Genomic DNA, 15,636 nt, shown 5'->3' with positions numbered 1-15,636 from the left:
TTCTTACTTTAACGCCCATTAGCGTCCAGCAAAGCACAGAGGTTGGACATGGTTTGCAGTTTGGCGAACCTGCTACCTGCCCATTTCGAGGGGTTCTCCTTCTTCGTGTCGGTGTCGGCCTTTTTGGTATCCCTGTGTGCCGGATAGGAAGCGATTTCCCAGTTCGATGCTCCAGCATCAGCAAGTCGAGTCGGGGCTCGCTAATGTTTGTGATAGTGTAGTGCGTGGAGGATTATGGTGTAGCGCGTGGTATGCAGCAGCGGTCCCGTGAACCTCAATATCGAATCCAGCGACGAAACTGACATAATCGTGGATACGGTGCCCGAGCGCGCGACCTACAACGACAAGGGCAAACTGGACGAGGTATTCACCACAGGCAGCGCGCATCTGGAACGGCTCAGCAAGAAGAACTGGTTCCTGTCCTGTGAGCGGGCCGACGGATCATCGCTGGCAGTGTGGTTCGAGGGTATGATAACCATGACCGAGGAACGGCCTGCGCCTGATCGCGCCCTTGCACAGAAAGACAGCACAAGATGAAATTTACTGGCAAAGACCTGATCGACCTCGGTATTCAGCCCGGCCAATATTTCTCTGCAATGCTTGACGAGGCCAACGCAACTGGCGTGCTAGACCGATCCACGCTGGAAAAACATCTACCGACACCCGCTCTTATGCTGATTGATGGTCGCAGTTTCAGCCTTCTAGCTGATGCAACAGATGACGATGAACAGGCCAATCTTGATGCCGTCAGCACCACCATGCAGGAATTGATCCGCACGCCAGTCGTTCGGGGGGCTGCAGCAATGCCAGATGCTTGTCCGGCTGGACCTGTCGGCACCATTCCTGTCGGTGGCGTCATTTCGTCGGAGGCCATTCATCCGGGCATGCACTCTGCGGATATATGCTGTTCGGTCGCGATCTCTATATTCCCCGGAAAATCACCAGCAGAAGTTTTGGATACGGTTCACAGCGCCACCCACTTCGGTCCGGGCGGCCGAAAAGACATGCCTATGCCAGCCGAGATTGCCGCACTTGTTGATGGGAATCCCTTGACGCGGCCATTGTTCGATATCGCCAACCATCACTTCGGCACGCAAGGAGACGGTAACCATTTCGCATTCGTCGGAACGCTGAAAAGCACGGGTGAGACTGCCCTAGTCACACACCATGGCTCTCGTGGATTTGGGGCAAAGCTCTACAAGTCTGGAATGCGTATTGCGGAGAACTACCGGCGCAAACTATCCCCGGACACACTGAAAGGGAACGCTTGGATTCCTGCCGATACCCTAGACGGTGAGGACTACTGGGAAGCTTTGCAAATCATCCGGGCGTGGACGAAGGCCAATCATGCTGCAATTCACGATGCGGTCGGGACTCCCTCAGATCGGTTCTGGAATGAGCATAACTTTGTGTTCCGAAAGTCCGACGGACTATTCTATCACGGCAAGGGTGCAACCCCGGCTTTTGATGGTTGGGCTGATGACGCGACCGAACTGACGCTGATCCCGCTGAACATGGCTCAGCCCGTGCTTATCGTTCGTGGCAGAAACAATCCCGCCGCACTTGGTTTTTCGCCGCATGGGGCAGGTCGAAATTTTTCACGGTCGGAACACCGCCGCAGAGGGATGGGCGACCTGATAGCCGAAACAGCGGGGATCGATGCTAGATTTTTCTCCGGGATACCTGATCCAACTGAATTGCCTTCTGGCTATAAAAACGCCGACGAAGTTCGCAGGCAGATCGAGAGATATGATCTAGCCGAGGTTGTGGATGAGGTCTTGCCGTACGGCTGCATTATGGCTGGAGACTGGGAGCAAGAAGCACCATGGCGAAAGAAGGACAGCGCCTAGAACTCGCGGTTGAGCGAGGCAGTCAATGAATCTCGCAGCGCGTTCAGAGCCTCATCGCGATCATCCGACGTCCCGTGTCCTTGTGTCATCATCTTCATCGACACGGGCAATAGGCGCGGCTCAGCTGGTCAAGGTCGCGAACATGCGCCCGCGCCACTTGAGTGTTGGTTACCCTCCTACGCCGCTCCTTGAGACAAAGACCGGTCAGACATGCTCGCGGCTATCGTTATCCTATGAGGAGGCGAGACATTTCGCGCTAGTCGCGGCAAGGAGGCCAGGAGCCATAAAGGGCTGTCCAATATCATAGCTGACGCGGCTCGGGATGCGGGGCTTTCGTCTTGGACGACACACGGCCTCAGAAAATCGAGGCTGATAGCGATTGCCGAATCTGGCGGGACCGCTCACGCGATCATGACATCGGGCGGTCACAAAACGCTGCAAGAGGTCGAGGAGTACACCAGAGCCGCCGAAATGATGCGGCTGGTTTCAGGGTCAGAACATACGCGGAACGATGTATCACCGATTGGCCCTGATATAATTTCAGGATAAAATCGCGTTAAATCAAATCAGGAAAATAGAAATGGCGCACCCGAAGGGATTCGAACCCCTGGCCTCTGCCTTCGGAGGGCAGCGCTCTATCCAGCTGAGCTACGGGTGCCTGCGCGTTGCATAGCCGTAGCAGGGGGGCGGTGCAACGGGAAAACGCCTTACGCGGGCCTTGTTTGGTTCGCGTAAGATAAGGGTAAAAGGGCGCTATCAGAACCCGAACGAGAACTTGCGGACGATGCCGACGCGCAGCGAAGGCTGATACTTGTCCTGCACGACCGGCGAATCCGCGGCGTCGCCGATCAGCTTGCCATACTGAACCTCACCCAGCAGGGCGATGGTGTCGGTGACGGCATAGCGTGCCTCGAAGCTGATGGCCGCGCTGGTGAAGCCACCGCCGATGTCATAAGCGGGGCGGCCCGCCCGCGCCTCTTCCGGTGTGACGCCGAAATAGGTGCTGGTGTAGTCGCCGTTGCCGTAGCCCAACTCGACCCCGGACCACAACGTCACGCGGTCGCTCAGTTCGGTGCGGTATTTCGCGCCAAGCTCGCCGGTCAGGCCTTCATGGCCGTCAAAGCCGCGGCGGACGGTGCCGAAGGCGGTCAGCGGGCCTGCGCCGTAGCTGACCTTCAGGCCAAGCTCGTAGGCTGCGTTGATGTCTTTCATTCCGGCCAGATCGTCATTGTCGGATGCTTCGCGCTCACCCACGACGTTGAACGAGGGCGAGATGCCGAAGCCCTGCAGATCGGTCGAGCCGTCGCTGTCAAAGCCGGCATTGCGCCAGATCAGCCACGGGCTTGCCTCACCATCGTCGGAGCCGGGATAGTCGGGGCCGTAGGATGCGCCTGCGCCCAGATCCACCGAGAATGTGCGACCGGTAAAGCCGAAATCCTGAGCCGAGACACCGGTGGCAGCCGATGCGGCAATAAGGGCGACGACCAGAGCAGTTTTCATGGCACGATTTCCAATGGGAGGGCAGCAGGTGAAATGAGCTTTAGGGCCGAATCGGTGACCGGCACAAGGCGGCGGAAGTCACTGTTTCGACAGCAGGACATTTGCGCAACAGGTCAGCCGCCCTCGGCTTTATCAAGGTTTTCCAGCGCCTGCATCCACAACACCTCGGCCCGGGTCATCGCCGAGACGGCTTCGGCATGTTTCTTGCCCCATTTTTCAGCCTCGACCGAATCCTGATAAATCTTTGGATCGGCAAGCTTCAGATCCAGCTTTTCCAGCATCTCGGTCAGTTTCTGGATACGATCTTCGGACTTGCGAACCTCGGCGCGGAGCGCGAGGATCTCGTCGCGACCGGCCCGTTTGGCAGGCTGCTTAACCGTCTCAACCGTGGATTGCGCCTTTGGCGAGGTATCGCCTGACAGCAGAAACCTGCGATAGTCGTCCAGATCGCCGTCATAGCTTGACACGGCGCCGTCCTTGACCAGCCAAAGCCGCTCGGCCACCAGCGCCAGCAGGTGCATGTCGTGGCTGACCAGCACGACCGCGCCGGTATAGTCGTTCAGCGCCTCGGACAAAGCCTCGCGGCTTTCGATGTCGAGGTGGTTGGTCGGTTCGTCCAGCACCAGAATATGCGGTGCGTCGATGGTGGCGATCAGCAGCGACAAACGCGCCTTTTGCCCGCCCGACAACTGCCCGACCTTGGTGCCTGCCTGCGCCTCCATCAGCCCGAAACCGGCGAGGCGCGCGCGCAGACGTGGCGGAGCCTCGTTCGGGCGAAGGCGGCGGATATGGTCCAGCGGCGTTTCGTCCAGTTCAAGCTCGTCCACCTGATGCTGGGCGAAATAGCCGACCCGCAGCTTGCCCGACCGGACCATGCGGCCCTGCATCGTCGGCAAACGCTCGGCCAGCAGTTTCGACAGCGTGGATTTGCCCTGACCGTTCCGGCCCAGGAGCGCGATCCGGTCATCCTGATCGATGCGCAGCTCCAGCCGTTGCAGAACCGCCCGACCGTCATAGCCGACGGCGACATCCTCCATCGCGATGATCGGCGGCGACAGGGCTTCCGGCTGTGGGAAGCCAAAGCGGTGGAACTTCGCCTCTTCCGGGGCGGTGATCGGCTGCATCTTCTCTAGCATCTTCACGCGGGACTGCGCCTGCCGGGCCTTGCTGGCCTTGGCGCGGAAACGGTCCACGAAGCTTTGCAGATGTTCGCGCCGGGCTTGCTGCTTTTTCGCCTCGGCGGCCTGCAAGGCGCGCTTTTCGGCGCGGATGCGGGTGAAGCTGTCATAGCCGCCGGTGTAAAGCGTCAGCTTGCGGTTTTCGAGATGCAGGATATGGCCGACAGCGCGGTTCAGCAGGTCGCGGTCGTGACTGATGATGATAACCGTATAAGGATAGCGGGCCAGATAGGTTTCCAGCCACAGCGCGCCTTCAAGGTCCAGATAGTTGGTTGGTTCGTCCAAGAGCAACAGATCGGGCTGCGCGAACAGCACCCCGGCCAGCGCCACCCGCATCCGCCAGCCGCCCGAAAAGTCGCTGGTCGGACGCGCCTGATCCTCGGTCAAAAAGCCCAAGCCGTCGAGGATCGAGGCTGCGCGCGCCTCGGCTGACCAGGCGTCGATATCGGCCAGCCGGGTCTGAATGTCGGCGATCCGGTGCGCGTCGGTCGCGGTCTCGGATTCGGCCAGCAAGGCGGCGCGTTCCTTGTCCTCGGCCAGAACCGTGTCCAGCACCGAAGTCTCCGTGCCCGGTGCCTCTTGCGCGACACCCCCGATCCGCGCCCGCGACGGCAGCGAGATCGCCCCGCCGTCCAGCCCAAGCTCTCCCCTGATCAGGCGGAACAGGGTCGTTTTGCCCGCGCCGTTGGGGCCGACAAGGCCGACCTTGTGGCCATCGGGAATCGTTGCAGAGGCCTGCTCGAACAGCGGCCGCCCCTGAATGGAAAAGGATATGTCGTCGATACGCAGCATGCACGCCGCATGGCCCATGCGCTGGCTGGCGTCAATGCCCCTCAAATGTCGGTTGCGATGCGTAATGTTATAATATAACTAGTCACGCTACCCACGCGAGCCAGCTGCTGAAGGAAGACCGATGAACGCCCTGATGAAACATGACGACGACCGTTTGCCCGTGACCGTGCTGTCGGGATTTTTGGGGGCGGGAAAGACCACGCTTCTGAACAATGTGCTGAACAACCGTCAGGGGCTGAAGGTCGCGGTCATCGTCAATGACATGTCCGAAGTGAACATCGATGCCGATCTGGTCCGAGCCGAGGGCACCATTTCACGCACCGATGAAACGCTGGTCGAGATGTCGAATGGCTGCATCTGCTGCACCCTGCGTGAGGATCTTCTGGCCGAGGTTCGCAGCCTGTCGGAAAGCGGTCGTTTCGATTACCTGCTGATCGAATCCACCGGCGTGTCAGAGCCGCTGCCTGTCGCGACGACCTTCGAATTTGCCGATGAAGAGGGCGTCAGCCTGTCCCAGGTCGCGCGGCTGGACACGATGGTGACCGTCGTTGATGCGGTGAACCTGCTCAAGGATTTCTCCAGCCACGATTTCCTTGCCGATCGTGGCGAGGTGATGGGCGAAGGGGACGACCGTACATTGGTCGATCTGCTGACCGATCAGATCGAGTTTGCCGATGTGGTGGTGCTGAACAAGGTTGGCGATGCCGGAGCTGATCGCGTGCAGGCCGCGCGCAACATCATCCGCGCGCTGAACGCCGATGCCCGGATCATCGAGACCGATCATTCGCGGCTGGACCCGCGCGATATCCTGAATACCGGCCTGTTTGATTTCGACCGCGCGCATGAGCATCCGCTTTGGGCGAAAGAGCTTTACGGATTTGCCGACCACACCCCCGAGACCGAGGAATACGGCATCTCGTCCTTCGTCTATCGCGCGCGCCAGCCCTTTCACCCGCAAAAGATCCACGATGTCCTGAACGGCGAACTGCCGGGGGTGATCCGTGCCAAGGGCCATTTCTGGATCGCCTCGCGGCCCGACTGGGTTGCCGAATTTTCGCTGGCGGGGGCCTTGTCCAGCATCCGGCCTCTGGGCCGCTGGTGGGCCTCGATCCCTCGCGAGCGTTGGCCCGCACATGAACAGGGGATCGCCTATCTGAACGAACACTGGGCCGAGCCGCATGGCGACCGCCGTCAAGAACTGGTCTTCATCGGCGCAGGGATGGATCAGGACATGATCCATGCGCGGTTGGACGCCTGCCTGTTGGAGGCAGAGAACACCGATCAGGCCTTGTGGCGGCGCCTTGCCGATCCGTTCCCGCGTTGGGACAGCGCGCAGTGACGGGTGTATGATGGCAGGCCGCTTCCCGCGATCCGGCAATCTGGGTGCGACCGCGCAGCGCTGTCGGCGGCGCACGACAGATCCCATGGCTGCCTATGACGCTTTGCCTGCGCCGCTGCGGCTATGGCTTGCCCATGCCGCCCTGCCATGGTCACCGGCATCCTGCCGCAAATTGTGGGACAGGGCGCGCGCAAAAGGCGCTTCGGCGGAAGAGGCAATCGCCACGCTCGAACGGGCGCAGTGCCGCGCGTTGCAACGGGAGATGCTGGCGGGGTTCTAACCCCGCCGGGTCTTGGTTAAGTGAATGCCGCTTGCCGCCGTTGGAAATGCATCAGGACAAGCGGGGCGGCGAAACGCGCGCCTCTCTTATGTTTTGCAAATTGTCTGAGACGGATCGTCTGAGGGATGCAGGCATTCGCCGTTCAATGTGAGCGTAAGGACCTGATCGCCCAGTGTCAGAATAACCTGCCCGTCGTCATCAAGCCGATAGCTCCCAATCATCGGTGGCAGCGCTGTATCTCCTTGCCAGAACTGCACATTGCCGTCCTCAAGGATCATCGTTGCGCTGCTACCCTCTCCATCATCTGTGTGATAGGTTCCTTCGACGGCATCCTTTCCGCAAGCTGCAAGGATGAGGACAAGTCCGAGGGCCGATTGCCGTGAAATATTGGCGGCTTTTGCAATTGATTTGGTGGATGGGGACAGCAAGGCCCTTGCCCAGCCTGACCGGAATATCATGTTCCAGCGTCTGAGCTCTGGCTGGGTGAGCCTTTTTCCGGACGTGAAGATGGTCCGAAGATCGATCCGGTCCGGGGAAAGGCGGCGCATCTCAAGATCCTTCTATGGGTCGATCTACCCGCCCGACAGCATACTGACGAACATAGTCGCCACAACCGACATGACGATGATGCTGCTTGGTCATCGCTTCCGGTGGTTCGAGGGCGATAGAATACAGACCCTCCCGGACCTGCCGGAGGCTACCTGCACGTGAATCGTCCGCCCCATCTGAAATGCAAGAACGCAGTCAATCTCACCGGTTCCATCTTCCAGTCTTTGTCGCCGGCTGGGCATCGTTCAATTTACAGCGCTTCGCTGCCATTCATGACTCTGGCCAAAATCGCGATGTTCTTGAATCGCACGGAACCCAACAACGGAATATCGAATGTTGCTCCGTCCTATGCCCGGTCATTCGAGGTAGTGATGAAGGGGATGTCGCCGTAGGTTCCCGTTTTCCCGGTTGTGAAGCGACGCTCGATCTTCATGCCAGCTTGTCCCCCTGCAATCACCGTCCCTCGCCCTTGCCTGCACGGGTTTGCCCACGGTCGGCGCAGAGTCCGCCAAGCCGCAGACGGTGGCCCGTCTGACAGGTAAAGGTCGTCAATAATGACAAGGGACTGGTAGAGTTCGGATCACCCGCCACTACATCTTGCGGTTCCATTGCCATGAGCCACAAGGTGCCGGGATCGCGCTCAGTTTTCAACCTAAATTTTATATGACAAAGATCCGGTTTCTCATTGACAGAGCGCCCGACACGCCGCGTTGGAATGTGTTCACAGTGAGGGTGCAGAAACACGTCCACCGCGCGAAAACATGAATTTCTTCCAAGGATAATAATCCGCTGCGACGATCTGTTCAGATTTTTTCCACAGGCTTATCCCGAAGCTATCCCGTGCCTGCACACAGCCTCAGCCCTTCGGCCACAAATCGCAGATTCAGTGCGAAATTTCGAGGACACCCCGGTCGGTCACGATCCGGTCCAGTGGCTGATCGAACGGCTCTGCCGGAATGAGCGGCAATTCCTGCGCCGCGAAGGCCAGTCCGATTGCATGGACCTGCCCCGATTCGCGTAATAATTGCAACGTGCGGTCATAGAAGCCGCCGCCATAACCTAATCGGTTCCCCGCCCTATCGAACCCGGCAAGTGGCACGATCAGCACATCCGGCACCAGAACCCGCGCCGATTCGGCGGGTTGCGATGTGCCATAGGCACCGGGATGCAGCGCGCCGCCGTCCCATTCGCGAAAGATCAACGGTGTCGCCTTGGCCAAAACCACCGGCAGGCAGATCGGGCCATCATGTGCCTTGATCGCGGGCAGCGGGTCCGCCTCGCCCCTCATTGGCCAATATCCAGCCAGCACCTTGCCGCGATACGGTCGAAGCGCCTCGATCAGCAACGCCGTCAGCGCCTGCTGATCGCCGCCTTGCTGGCGGGCGGCCATCGCCTCGGCGCGCAGCGCCTTCTTTTCAGCGGCGCTCACAGCAGCACCACCGTCGCAAGGCCAAGGAAGGCGAAGAAACCGACCACATCGGTCACCGTCGTCACGAAGGTGGGCGAGGCCAGCGCCGGATCGGCACCCAGCTTGTCCAGAGCCAGCGGCACCAATATCCCGGCCAAAGCGGCAACGAAAAGGTTGATGATCATCGCAAAGCCGATCACCGCGCCAAGGGCGAAATTCCCGAACCAGAAATAGGTCACCGCCCCGACCGCCAGCCCGAAGATGGTGCCGTTCAAAAGGCCCACCAGCGCCTCACGCCGGATCACCCTCATCGAGTTATCCACGGTCAGATCCTTCGTTGCCAAACCGCGCACGGCGACGGTCAGCGTCTGTGTTCCGGCATTGCCGCCCATCGAGGCGACGATGGGCATCAGCACCGCCAGTGCCACAAGCTGCGCGATGGAACCCTCGAACAACCCGATGACCGAGGCCGCCGCCAAAGCCGTCAGAATATTCGTGGCAAGCCATGGCACCCGCTGACGGACCGTTTGCGGCACCGTGTCGGTCAGGCTCGATTCATCGCCGACACCGGCAAGGCGCAGAATGTCCTCTTCATGCTCTTCGTCCAGCACGGCCATCGCGTCGTCGATGGTGATGACCCCGACCAGCCGGTCGTCGGCATCCACGACCGGCGCCGAGATCAGGTGATACTGATTGAACGCATAGGCCACGTCGCCCTCATCGGCATAGGCGCTGATGGTGCGAAAGCTGTCCTCTTCCAGCTCGCGCATCGGCGTGCTGCGCTTGGCGGCCAGAAGGCGGCCAAGCGTCACATAACCGACCGGATGGCGGCGCGGATCGACAAGGACGATGTGATAGAACTGCTCGGGTAGCCAATCCTCGCGCCGCAGAAAGTCGATCGCCTCGCCAGCGGTCCAGTGTTCGGGCGCAGTCACCACCTCGGATTGCATCAGACGACCGGCCGAATATTCGGGATAGGCCAGCGATTGCTGCACCGCCGCCCGGTCGCCCGCATCCAGAGCGGCAAGGATTTCCTCGCGCTCGGGCTCATCCATATCCTCGATAAGGTCAACGACATCGTCGCTGTCCATCTCGCGGACGGCTTCGGCCAGAACGTCGCGGGGAAGCTGTTCTACGACCTCGTCCCGGATCGATTCATCGATCTCGGACAGGATTTCGCCGTCGATCTCTCCGCCATAGAGGCCGATGAAGATCCGCCGCTTGGCCGGAACAAGATGTTCGATGATATCGGCGATGTCGGCAGCATGCATCGGCTCGAGAAGCTGGTTCAGCCTCTCGGGGTCCTCGTTGTCGATCGCCTCGTTGATCTGCTGACGTAATTCGCGGCGGGGGGTGAATTCATCCTCGTCGCGCTCGGTCTGCTTTTCGGCAACCTGCTCTTCCGGGGTCGGGCTGTCGTCGGTCATGCCTAGCTCCTGCAGGGGTCTTCAGTGGGAAACGCCAAACCGGGCTTAGCCGTTCAACAGTTCCAGCGCAGCTTTATGCAGCAAAGGTGACGCGGCGGCGACAACCTGCCCGCCCTCCAGCACCGGCCCGCCCTGCCAATCGGTGACGATCCCGCCCGCAGCCTGCACCACCGCCATCGGTCCGGCGATGTCATAGGATTGCAGCCCCGCCTCGATCACCAGATCGATCTGCCCAAGCGCCAATAACGCATAGGCATAACAGTCCAGCCCATATCGCGTCAGCCGCACCTGCTGCGAGACGCGCTTGAAGGCGGCAGCCTCGGCCTCGGTTCCGACCTCGGGGAAGGTGGTCATCAGCGTCGCATTCGCCAAATCGACGCCCTGCCGCACCGCCAGAGGCCGTTCGCCAGCCGCCGAGACCAGCCGGGACACGCCCAGCCCGCCCTCGAACCGTTCGCCGATATAGGGCTGATCGATGATCCCGTAGATGATGTCGCTGCCATCCGAGAGCCCGATCAGCACACCCCAACTGGGCGCCCCGCAGATGAAAGCGCGGGTGCCGTCGATAGGGTCCAGAATCCAGGTCAGGCCGCTGGAACCTTCCGTGCGGCCATATTCCTCGCCCAGAATGCTGTCATTCGGCCGTCGTTCGGCAAGCACTTCGCGCATCGCCCTTTCGGCGGCACGGTCAGCCTCGGTTACGGGGTCGAAACCCTTCGTATATTTGTTGTCTGCCGCCAGCCCCGCACTGCGAAAAAGGGGCAGGATGGCCGCGCGTGCCGCGTCGGCCATGTCATGTGCAGTCGCGATGATATCCTGCGCGTCGTCCATACCAGCCCCCGCAATTGTCGTTGCGGCAAGGACTAGCCTGATCCGGCACAGGCTGCCAGTCTGAGTTGCGAAAATGCGCGGCGATCAGACCAACGGGCCCGAATGCCAGGCAAACATCCGTTCAGGGGGTGCCGCAACCTGCAGCACCCTGCACTGTCCGGTTTCCCGCAAACCTCAGGCAGCGTCCGACAAGACGCGCGCCAGTTCAAAAATCTGGCGCCGCTGCGCGACCGGCATCGCATAATAGGCGCGAACCAGTTGCAACGCTTCCTTGTCGGCGAGGATATCCCCCTCGACATGGTCGGCGATATCACCCTCGCTCAGTCCTTCGAAAAAGAAACTGACAGGAACGTCCACTGCCTGTGCAATATCCCACAGACGCGACGCAGATACGCGATTCATTCCGGTTTCGTATTTTTGAATCTGCTGGAATTTGATCCCGACCTTGTCAGCCAATTGCTGCTGTGTCATTCCGATCATCCAGCGACGATGGCGGATACGCTTACCAACATGAACATCTACACCGTGCTTCATCGTCAAAACCTCGCTCAATCTATGCTGGCACTAGCTTAACCAACCTCAATTTTCGAGTGTTAACGTAGTTAACGAACTACTTTCTGACCAAAAAGACAGGTTCTTTTATGCGTTACGTGCAGAAAATTTTTCGTCAGCTGTAAGGATTGAGCCTTTGAACACCACTTCTCCGGCTTTTATTGACTCACGAATCAGCGCTGCTTTCATTGATGAGACGGGCGGAAATCCGGTTATCCGTGAGGTCGCCGCACCAATTCCTCAACCCGGTGAGGTTATTCTGCGAATGCATGCCGCCGCATTGAATTTCGCCGATCTGCTGAAAGCGCGCGGACAATATCAGGAACGCGCCGACTGGCCCTTCGTGATCGGTCTTGAAGGCGCCGGAGAGGTTGTGACCGCGCCCGAGAACAGCGACTTGCATCCGGGTGACCGTGTTGCTGTCCTTGCACAGGGAAGCATGTCGCAGATGCTGGCGGTGCCTGCCGATGCCTGCGTGAAAATCCCGGACTCGATGAGCTATCAGGAAGCCGCAGGTTTCCAGATCGCCTATGGCACCAGCCATCTTGCACTGACCCTTCGCGCCGGACTTCGGGCGGGTGAAACGCTGCTGGTGCTTGGCGCTGCGGGCGGCGTCGGGCTGACCGCGGTTGAGATTGGTCATGCGATGGGCGCAAGGGTGATCGGTGTGGCGCGCGGGCAGGATCGGCTGGAGGTGGTGCGGAAGGCGGGTGCGGACCTTCTGATCGACAGCGCGACCTGTGACAACCTGACCGCCGCACTTCGCGAGGCGGGTGGCGTCGATGTGGTCTATGATGCGGTCGGCGATGCCCCCGGCGAGGCGGCGTTTCGTGCCTTGAAACCCGGCGGGCGCTATCTGGTCATCGGCTTCGCGGGGGGCAAGCCCCCTGCTCTGCCGTTAAATCATGCGCTGGTGAAGAATATTGCGATCCATGGTCTTTACTGGGGCGGCTACGGCCAGCTTGACCCCAAAGCGCGTCTGGACAGCCTGAACCAGCTTTTTGCCATGTTTCAGGCGCGGCAATTGCAGCCGGTAACAGGTGAGGTTCTGCCGCTGGCAGAGATCGCAAAGGGCTTTGCAATGCTGCGAGAAAGATCATCTGTCGGAAAGATCGTGATATCCCTGTGATCTGCGCGCATTTGACGCGCCTTCAGGATTGAAAAAACGGGTCAACCTGCCAATATTGTCGGATAAGTCGGCATTGGCCGATACCGCAGAGGGAGACTTTGATGGCAGATTACAACACGTACCGTACCGCGCAGGGCGTCGGCACCCGCTCGGCGGTGATCGACGAAGGCCTGCGGGCCTATATGAACAAAGTTTATGGGCTGATGGCGGTCGGCATGGGTGTGACCGCCGTCGCAGCCTACGGCACCAGCACCGCCGCGATGAGCAATCCGGCGCTGGCGAATGCCCTTTACAACTCGCCGCTGAAATGGGTGCTGATGTTTGCACCGCTGCTCGTGGTGTTCGGCTTCGGTGCTGCGCTGAACCGTCTTTCGGTTTCGGCCGCGACGATGGTCTTCTATGGCTTCGCCGCCCTGATGGGTGTGTCGATCAGTTCGATCTTTCTGGTCTTCACCGGCACTTCGATCGTGCAGACATTTCTTGTGACGGCAATTGCCTTCGCCGGTCTTTCGCTGTGGGGCTATACCACGAAGAAAGACATCTCGGGGTGGGGCAGCTTCCTGATCATGGGCGTGATCGGCCTGATCGTCGCCTCGATCGTGAACATCTTCCTGCAATCTTCGGGGATGCAGTTCGCGATTTCGGCCCTCGGCGTGCTGATCTTCGCCGGTCTTACCGCGTATGACACGCAGAACATCAAGAACACCTATCTGCGCCTTGCCGGCTCGGACAGCGAATTCCTTGGCAAAACCGCCATCATGGGCGCGTTGCAGCTTTATCTGGACTTCCTGAACCTGTTCATGTTCCTCCTGCAATTCCTGGGCAACAGAGAGTAATCTGTTCCCCGTCGAAATCGAAAACCCGCCAGATTAAATCTGGCGGGTTTTTTCATGCCTCGTTCTCCGCACGACGGCAGCAGCGAAGTTCCGAAAGCGTCCTGCACGGTTTCCTTTGCTCACTTAAAAATTTTATGCATGAAATAACTGGCACGACGATGGGGGACCAAATCGATGCCAGAGGCCGAGCAGACCGAGACGACAACAGATCCGGGTCTGGCCCGTCAGCGGTTGCGTCTCTGGCTACAGATGCTGAAGGCCGTGCGCTTCGTCGAGGCTGATCTGCGCGACCGATTGCGGCAGCAGCATGACATGACCCTGCCTCGCTTCGACGTGCTGGCCGCGCTTATGGCCGCGCCGGACGGGTTACGGATGACCGAACTCTCACAGCAATTGATGGTCTCGAACGGCAATGTCACCGGCATCGTTGACCGCCTTGTCGCTGACGGTCTGGCGCAGCGCGAGACCATCGAGACCGACCGCCGCGCCTACAGAATCCGCATCAGCGCCCAGGGTGATCGCCTGATGCGCCAGATCACCGCCGAACATCTCGGCTGGATCGATGAACTGTTCGAACAGGTGACCGAGGCCGACGCGGCGCGCGGCATTTCCATCATGCTGGATATTCGCCACAAGACCCCGCGATAATCGACCCAGACAGTGCCACCGCATTCCCGACCAGTTTTTTCTTGCGTGATGGAAATTTTAAGTATGAAATTGTTTGCAACTGAATCACGGAATTCAGATCTTCAACGGGAGCCATCGTCAATGCGTTATCTTGCTGTTTCGACCGCGCTAGGTCTAGCCATGACCTCCGCCGCTTTCGCCGAAGACCCGGTCAAGATCGGCGTTCTTCTGACCCTGTCCGGCCCGCCCGCCGTTCTGGGTGAACATGCCCGCGACGGCATCCTTCTGGCCGAGAAGGCGCTGGAGGGCAAGATCGGCGGGCGCGACGTCGAACTGGTCATCGTCGATGATGAGGGCAAACCCGACATTGCCGCGCAAAAGGCGCGAGAACTGGTTGAGGGTCAGGGCGCGGATTTCGTGGTCGGGCCGATCTTTTCCAACATCATGACCGCGATTGCCGGGCCGGTGACCTCTGCCGGGGGTATCCTCGTTTCGCCCAATGCCGGTCCGTCGAATTTCGCGGGCAAGGACTGCAACCCGGATATCTTCGTCGTCTCGTATCAGAACGACCAGATGCCGCAGGTGCTGGCCCAGCATATGAACCAGCAGGGCATTGCCAATGTCTATCTGATCGCGCCGAACTATCAGGCCGGGCAAGACAGTCTGAACGGGTTCAAGGCGCTTTATTCCGGCACCGTCGCGGGAGAGCTGTATGTGCCGCTAGGCCAGCTTGATTTCTCGGGCGAGCTTGCGCAGATCGCCGCATCGCAGCCCGAGGCGGTCTATGCCTTCATGCCGGGCGGCATGGGCGTCAATCTGGTCAAGCAGTGGAATCAGGCGGGGCTTTCCTCGATCCCGCTGATGTCGGCCTTCACCGTCGATGAGACCACTCTGCCCGCCGAACAGGACGCGGCTTTGGGGATGTTGACCGGATCAAACTGGGCCCCGGATCTGGACACGCCGGGCAATGCCGAATTCGTCACCGCCTTTAAGGAGGCATATGGCCGCGTGCCCTCGCTCTACGCGATGGGCGGCTATGATGCGATGATGCTGATCGACAGCGCCGTCACCGCCGCCGGAACCGAAGATCGCGAGGCTTTGCGCACCGCGTTGAAGGCCGCCGATTTCCCAAGCCTGCGCGGCGAGCTGAGCTTTTCGTCCAACAACTTCCCGATTCAGGACTTCTACCTGACCAAGGCGATCAAGGATGACGAAGGCTTCTATCGCACCTCGGTCGTCGAGAAGGTCTTCACGCAGGCAGCGGATTCCCATGTCGGCGAATGCCCGATGAACTGATGTCCACCGGGCATCACTGACGGACGCCCCGGACCCGCCCAT

At 59.9% G+C, this 15,636-nt stretch carries 15 protein-coding genes, 1 tRNA gene and 1 pseudogene; 9 read left to right on the top strand and 8 right to left on the bottom strand.

What is annotated here, in order from left to right:
• Positions 1-267 precede the first annotated feature (267 nt).
• The 3 genes and pseudogenes from JJJ17_RS04095 to JJJ17_RS20680 all read left to right on the top strand — a co-directional run.
• A complete protein-coding gene (locus tag JJJ17_RS04095) occupies positions 268-537 on the top strand; it encodes a hypothetical protein (RefSeq protein ID WP_200683969.1) in 270 nt (89 codons plus the stop codon).
• Positions 534-1,850, top strand: a complete 1,317-nt coding sequence (locus JJJ17_RS04090; protein ID WP_200683968.1) for an RtcB family protein — start codon at positions 534-536, stop codon at positions 1,848-1,850. The genes JJJ17_RS04095 and JJJ17_RS04090 overlap by 4 nt, the downstream gene beginning before the upstream one ends.
• A gap of 285 nt (positions 1,851-2,135) precedes the next feature.
• Positions 2,136-2,399: pseudogene (locus tag JJJ17_RS20680) on the top strand (tyrosine-type recombinase/integrase); the annotation flags it as partial.
• A 32-nt stretch (positions 2,400-2,431) separates the two neighbouring features.
• On the opposite strand, the gene JJJ17_RS04080 reads toward JJJ17_RS20680, so the two are convergent.
• The 3 genes from JJJ17_RS04080 to JJJ17_RS04070 form a co-directional block, all read right to left on the bottom strand.
• Positions 2,432-2,508: transfer RNA gene (locus JJJ17_RS04080), tRNA-Arg, on the bottom strand.
• Between the two features lie 98 nt (positions 2,509-2,606).
• The gene (locus JJJ17_RS04075; RefSeq protein WP_200683967.1) at positions 2,607-3,350 is read right to left on the bottom strand and encodes a MipA/OmpV family protein; all 744 of its coding nucleotides are present in this window, start codon (positions 3,348-3,350) and stop codon (positions 2,607-2,609) included.
• 113 nt (positions 3,351-3,463) lie between these two features.
• Positions 3,464-5,320: an ABC-F family ATP-binding cassette domain-containing protein gene (locus tag JJJ17_RS04070; RefSeq protein ID WP_200683966.1), complete on the bottom strand. Its 1,857-nt coding sequence runs from the start codon at positions 5,318-5,320 to the stop codon at positions 3,464-3,466.
• A gap of 121 nt (positions 5,321-5,441) precedes the next feature.
• Here JJJ17_RS04070 and JJJ17_RS04065 point away from each other — a divergent pair, with 121 nt between their 5' ends.
• Positions 5,442-6,659 carry a GTP-binding protein gene (locus JJJ17_RS04065; protein WP_234463860.1) on the top strand — a complete coding sequence of 406 codons (1,218 nt, stop codon included), beginning with the start codon at positions 5,442-5,444 and terminating at the stop codon, positions 6,657-6,659.
• Entirely contained in the window at positions 6,559-6,939 is a 381-nt protein-coding gene (locus tag JJJ17_RS04060) for a DUF6525 family protein (RefSeq protein WP_325168760.1), read from the top strand. Before JJJ17_RS04065 ends, JJJ17_RS04060 begins: the two co-directional genes overlap by 101 nt.
• Before the next feature lie 86 nt (positions 6,940-7,025).
• On the opposite strand, the gene JJJ17_RS04055 is transcribed toward JJJ17_RS04060, so the two are convergent.
• From JJJ17_RS04055 to JJJ17_RS04035, 5 genes are all read right to left on the bottom strand, one after another.
• Complete coding sequence (locus JJJ17_RS04055; protein WP_200683963.1) at positions 7,026-7,487, bottom strand: hypothetical protein; 462 nt, start codon at positions 7,485-7,487, stop codon at positions 7,026-7,028.
• 884 nt (positions 7,488-8,371) lie between these two features.
• Positions 8,372-8,917 carry a 5-formyltetrahydrofolate cyclo-ligase gene (locus tag JJJ17_RS04050; RefSeq protein ID WP_200683961.1) on the bottom strand — a complete coding sequence of 182 codons (546 nt, stop codon included), beginning with the start codon at positions 8,915-8,917 and terminating at the stop codon, positions 8,372-8,374.
• On the bottom strand, positions 8,914-10,323 hold the full coding sequence (gene mgtE / locus JJJ17_RS04045) for a magnesium transporter (RefSeq protein ID WP_200683959.1): 1,410 nt from the start codon (positions 10,321-10,323) through the stop codon (positions 8,914-8,916). Before mgtE ends, JJJ17_RS04050 begins: the two co-directional genes overlap by 4 nt.
• Before the next feature lie 45 nt (positions 10,324-10,368).
• Positions 10,369-11,154, bottom strand: coding sequence for a histidinol-phosphatase (hisN, locus tag JJJ17_RS04040; RefSeq protein ID WP_200683957.1), 786 nt, complete (start codon positions 11,152-11,154; stop codon positions 10,369-10,371).
• Positions 11,155-11,328: 174 nt separating this feature from the next.
• On the bottom strand, positions 11,329-11,688 hold the full coding sequence (locus JJJ17_RS04035) for a helix-turn-helix domain-containing protein (protein WP_200683955.1): 360 nt from the start codon (positions 11,686-11,688) through the stop codon (positions 11,329-11,331).
• Between the two features lie 154 nt (positions 11,689-11,842).
• On the opposite strand from JJJ17_RS04035, the gene JJJ17_RS04030 reads away from it, so the two are divergent.
• The 4 genes from JJJ17_RS04030 to JJJ17_RS04015 all read left to right on the top strand — a co-directional run bounded on the left by JJJ17_RS04030 (position 11,843) and on the right by JJJ17_RS04015 (position 15,594).
• On the top strand, positions 11,843-12,835 hold the full coding sequence (locus JJJ17_RS04030) for an NADPH:quinone oxidoreductase family protein (protein WP_234463858.1): 993 nt from the start codon (positions 11,843-11,845) through the stop codon (positions 12,833-12,835).
• A gap of 101 nt (positions 12,836-12,936) precedes the next feature.
• Positions 12,937-13,671, top strand: a complete 735-nt coding sequence (locus tag JJJ17_RS04025; protein ID WP_200683953.1) for a Bax inhibitor-1/YccA family protein — start codon at positions 12,937-12,939, stop codon at positions 13,669-13,671.
• Between the two features lie 174 nt (positions 13,672-13,845).
• Positions 13,846-14,319: a MarR family winged helix-turn-helix transcriptional regulator gene (locus JJJ17_RS04020; protein ID WP_200683951.1), complete on the top strand. Its 474-nt coding sequence runs from the start codon at positions 13,846-13,848 to the stop codon at positions 14,317-14,319.
• 159 nt (positions 14,320-14,478) lie between these two features.
• Positions 14,479-15,594, top strand: a complete 1,116-nt coding sequence (locus JJJ17_RS04015; RefSeq protein ID WP_234463857.1) for an ABC transporter substrate-binding protein — start codon at positions 14,479-14,481, stop codon at positions 15,592-15,594.
• Positions 15,595-15,636: the final 42 nt, after the last annotated feature.

The organism is Paracoccus caeni, assembly GCF_016629665.1.
Taxonomy (GTDB): domain Bacteria; phylum Pseudomonadota; class Alphaproteobacteria; order Rhodobacterales; family Rhodobacteraceae; genus Paracoccus; species Paracoccus caeni.
Note: the sequence above shows the minus strand (reverse complement) of the source record. Positions and strands in the feature narration are given on the sequence as shown.